We start from the raw sequence: 3863 nt of genomic DNA, 5'->3' as shown, positions 1-3863 counted from the left end.
AGTGGGCCGGCCACGGCGGCAACGTGCCGCCCCGCGCCCAGGCCGCCCATCAACAAGCCTCCACCGTGGCGAAAACCATCGTCAATCGCCTAAAAGGCAAACCGGCAGTGCCGTTCGTTTACCACGATTACGGCTCGCTGGTGTCGTTGGGCAAATTCAGCACGGTCGGCAGCTTAATGGGTAGCCTGATGGGCACCGTCAGCGTCGGCGGCTTTATTGCCTACGTGGTGTATTTATCCCTGTATAAAATGCATCAAGTGGCCATCCACGGCTATTTCCGCACCGCAATGTTGACGCTTTCCAACCTGTTCCGGCGCAGCACCCACGCCAAAATCAAAATGCACTAACCTTAAACCCCAACGAGACAACCGAATGTTAGAAATAGAATACGAATTCCGCGAGAAAGACTTGGTCCACTTTAACGAATTAAGGCTGGCCAGCGATCCGGTAATGCAGAAAAAAATCCGCCAGAACCGCTTATTGGTACCCGGCGTCATGCTGGTGTTTGGCCTGTTTTATTATGTTTATTATGTCGACATGATGACTACTGCCTACATCACCTTGCTGGCGATAGGCTGGGGCATCGCCTCGCCGTTTATCATGAAAATCGACCTACGCCGCCAATTTTTCGACAAATATACCGAGGCGGAAAAAAAAGCCATGTACGGCATCCATCAATTAAAGATAGAACCCGAACATTTGCTGGAAAAATCGCCCGGCGGCAAGCACAAAACCCCCTGGAGCGACATGCTGCGCGTGGAGCGGCATAAAGAATACGTCTATATCTATGTCGATATCGACGCCGCCATTGTAATTCCGCGAGAGACGGTCAAAAGCGGCGATTTGAAAGCGTTCGCCAAACAGGTGGAAAGCATGATCGACCGTTTAGGTTAAAACCCCGTCGCGCCGCTGAATATAGCGCCGGCAGGCATCGACGCAATCCGCCTTGGTTTTGAATGGTCCGCCGATTTTGTCCACGGTATAAAACCACCACCCCTGTTCGTTTACAAAATACCGGTCTTGCGGTTTGAATAACGGGTTGCGGGGCTTATCGGTTTTAAGATGCATGGGTTTATTCTACCAAGCTTTAGCCGCTCGCGGCAGCCTGGGCTTGCTCTGCTACACTACAGTCAGCGTTGACTATCCGGCTAGTTTAAGTTCTAAATACCTACACTTTTAACAGGAGATGCCCCCATGAACAACAAACCCATCCTTGCTTCCGCGCTATTGGCGTTAACCCTGCTCGGCGGTTGCAGCTCATATTACCGCTATCATAGCGAAGTCAAAGACGACGACTTGGTGGAAGTCAGTTACGAAGCGGTCGAACAATTGTTGCAAAACTTGAAACAACCTTTACCCAAAGGCAGCCTGGTGGTGATTAACTCGCTGGTCAACGTCGGCGACTTAGGCCAAAGCATGCCGTTCGGCCGCATCGTCTCCGATCAAATTTCCTCCGCTATGCATCGGAACGGTTACCGGGTAATGGGCATGGAACTGCCTACCGAAATTTTCAGCAAAACCGAAGCGGGTATTTTGGAATTGCCCGAAAAAACCAAGGAGGCCTTGAATAATGTGCATGCGAACGCGCTGGTCATCGGCACTTATGCCGCCGGACGTAAAAATGTTTATGTCTCCCTGCGCACGGTGGACATTGCCACTCAAAACATCATCTCGACCACCGATTACTCCATCCCGATGGGGCCGGACGCCAGAGCCATGGCCCTACCTCCTGAGCCCAAGCAATAATCCTTTTTTGGCAGCGAGTGCATGCCTTGCCCATCCACTCGCCCCGCTAAACCTTAAGCGGATTATCGAAATCAGACTTGTTTAATGACCGTAGCGCACTTATTGTCCAGGGTGTAAACATGTTTTTTTATAGTGCGATGCTTGGCCGCTTGTCCCTCTTTTTGTTGATCGGCTTAAGCATTGGCTCAACTCAGGCGCAGATGGCCCCGCTGTTCAAGCCAACCACCGCATTGGAAGCCCGTGATCTGGCCGTCATCGTCAACGACAGCGACCCCTTGAGCCGGCAAATCGGCGATTATTATCAACAAAAACGCCAAATACCCTCCGAGCAGGTGATTCATGTCCGCTTTGCCGCGCACCACGCTTTTTTAAGCGAGAGCGAGTTCAACAAAATCAAACGGCAGGTTGACCGGCAAACGCCCAAACACGTGCAAGCCTTCGCGCTCACCTGGCTGCAACCGTTTCGCGTCGAATGCATGTCGATTACCACCGCTTTTGCCGTGGGCTTCGATCCGTCATTTTGCGCAAGCGGTTGTAAGCAGACCCGGAACAGCCCTTACTTCGCCTCCGAAGCAGCCAGACCCTTCGATAAATACGGCTGGCGCCCCACCATGGCATTGGCCGGGGAAAATTTTTCCGCGGCGAAACAGCTGATCGATCGCGGCGTGGCGGCCGATTTCACGCGTCCGCAAGGCTCGGCTTATCTGTTAAAAACCTCCGACAAGGCCCGCAGCTCGCGCGCGGCGGCCTTTCCGGCCATAGCGGAAAAACTGAGGCCATTCTGGCAAGTGCATTATCTTGAGCAAGACTACATTGCCGGCCACGATGATGTGATGTTTTATTTTACCGGCATGAAAACGGTACCCAACATTGCCAATAACCGTTATTTGCCAGGCGCCGTGGCGGACCATTTGACGTCGACGGGCGGCGTGATGTCCGGCAGCGACCAAATGAATATTATGGAATGGCTGAAAGCCGGCGCCACCGGCAGCTACGGCGCGGTGGTCGAGCCGTGCAATTTCCCAGCGAAGTTTCCCAATCCCGGGGTGCTGATGTATCACTATCTGCGGGGGAGTTCTTTAATCGAAGCGTATTGGAAAAGCGTGGCCCAGCCGGGACAGGGAATTTTTGTCGGCGAGCCATTGTCCAAACCGTTTGCTTATTTAACACCCATCCCTACCAAATAAGCTTGAGCTGACAGACAGCCTAGGCGCCGCCTGTCAGAAATCGAGATTTATTAGCGGGTCATGAAAAAATACAGAAACTTGCATTTCAAAATCATCTCATTCCCTTCCATTTCCACCACCGCGCAATCTTCGTATTTTTCCCGACCGGGCATGGTTTGTTTTTTAATCACGCCATCGGCCACGCTATATTTGATCGGGATATTCATTGCGCCAATACCACTACGCGCATCTTCGCCCGTGGTGACCAAGGTACCGTCTTTTTGAAATTCCCAAGTCACGTGCAAGGGTTTCTTTTCTCTGTCCAACGCCAGCGCTTCGGCGGTGACGACCCATTTGCCCAGGATTTTAGCATTGTCCTCGAGTTTGACTTCCGCATTGGCGGAAAAGGCCACAAGCGCTGCACAAAGGGATAAGAATGTTGTTATTGTTTTCATGAAGTTCTCCCGACCGAGCGAAAAGATAGATTGAATCAGGAATATAGCATATTCATTTTTGCCGCCCGCTTTTTTCTGATGGCAGGAAAACCAGACGGGTTTTCGACAAGCTATCATGCCAACACAGCCGTTTTTTATCGAAAATGCACCAAACGAACCCCAATCCCAAACAAATCCAAGAGAGCATGGCAGCCATGAACCGCATGGATACTTGTCGCCAAGTAACGGCTACACCATTGGAATTGACCAGTTTGATTCTCCAGGCTCTGAGCCCCAGAGTCTGCCCGCCATGCGTCCAGAACCAGCCATAAAAAACATAACTGACCGCCAGCAGGTAAAACGGGAAAAAATATTGCTCGGCCGCGAAAGCCTGTCCTGAATTGAACGGCAGGATAATGGCGGTGGCAAAAAACCACACTGCCAGCAACAGCAGGGCGTCGTAAATAACGGCCCCCATTCTACGCAAAAAGCCCGGCGCCGAAACGGATTCGGCGCC

At 51.9% G+C, this 3863-nt stretch carries 6 protein-coding genes and 1 pseudogene; 4 read left to right on the top strand and 3 right to left on the bottom strand.

Going from position 1 to position 3863, the window contains the following annotated elements; translation table 11 throughout:
* A pseudogene (locus NP596_RS20365) lies at positions 1–347 on the top strand (FAD-dependent oxidoreductase); the annotation flags it as partial.
* A 25-nt stretch (positions 348–372) separates the two neighbouring features.
* A complete protein-coding gene (locus NP596_RS20360) occupies positions 373–894 on the top strand; it encodes a YcxB family protein (RefSeq protein WP_256617221.1) in 522 nt (173 codons plus the stop codon).
* On the opposite strand, the gene NP596_RS20355 is transcribed toward NP596_RS20360, so the two are convergent.
* A complete protein-coding gene (locus NP596_RS20355; protein WP_256617220.1) occupies positions 886–1068 on the bottom strand; it encodes a hypothetical protein in 183 nt (60 codons plus the stop codon). The two genes, NP596_RS20360 and NP596_RS20355, sit on opposite strands and share 9 nt — an antisense overlap.
* Positions 1069–1194: 126 nt before the next feature.
* Here NP596_RS20355 and NP596_RS20350 point away from each other — a divergent pair, with 126 nt between their 5' ends.
* A complete protein-coding gene (locus NP596_RS20350) occupies positions 1195–1746 on the top strand; it encodes a FlgO family outer membrane protein (protein ID WP_256617219.1) in 552 nt (183 codons plus the stop codon).
* Between the two features lie 119 nt (positions 1747–1865).
* A complete protein-coding gene (locus NP596_RS20345; protein WP_256617218.1) occupies positions 1866–2933 on the top strand; it encodes a TIGR03790 family protein in 1068 nt (355 codons plus the stop codon).
* Between the two features lie 50 nt (positions 2934–2983).
* On the opposite strand, the gene NP596_RS20340 is transcribed toward NP596_RS20345, so the two are convergent.
* Positions 2984–3367: a hypothetical protein gene (locus NP596_RS20340; protein ID WP_256617217.1), complete on the bottom strand. Its 384-nt coding sequence runs from the start codon at positions 3365–3367 to the stop codon at positions 2984–2986.
* 52 nt (positions 3368–3419) lie between these two features.
* The coding region (locus tag NP596_RS20335) for an RDD family protein (protein WP_256617216.1) at positions 3420–3863 on the bottom strand (444 nt) is incomplete at its 5' end.

Source organism: Methylomonas rivi, from assembly GCF_024505165.1.
GTDB lineage: Bacteria > Pseudomonadota > Gammaproteobacteria > Methylococcales > Methylomonadaceae > Methylomonas > Methylomonas rivi.
This window is presented reverse-complemented; position numbering and strand designations above follow the sequence as displayed.

Bases quoted from the DNA above. Each gene is read 5' to 3' on its own strand.
- NP596_RS20360 (WP_256617221.1), top strand. From the start codon at position 373: ATGTTAGAAATAGAATACGAATTCCGCGAGAAAGACTTGGTCCACTTT.
- NP596_RS20355 (WP_256617220.1), bottom strand. From the start codon at position 1,068: ATGCATCTTAAAACCGATAAGCCCCGCAACCCGTTATTCAAACCGCAA.
- NP596_RS20350 (WP_256617219.1), top strand. From the start codon at position 1,195: ATGAACAACAAACCCATCCTTGCTTCCGCGCTATTGGCGTTAACCCTG.
- NP596_RS20345 (WP_256617218.1), top strand. From the start codon at position 1,866: ATGTTTTTTTATAGTGCGATGCTTGGCCGCTTGTCCCTCTTTTTGTTG.
- NP596_RS20340 (WP_256617217.1), bottom strand. From the start codon at position 3,367: ATGAAAACAATAACAACATTCTTATCCCTTTGTGCAGCGCTTGTGGCC.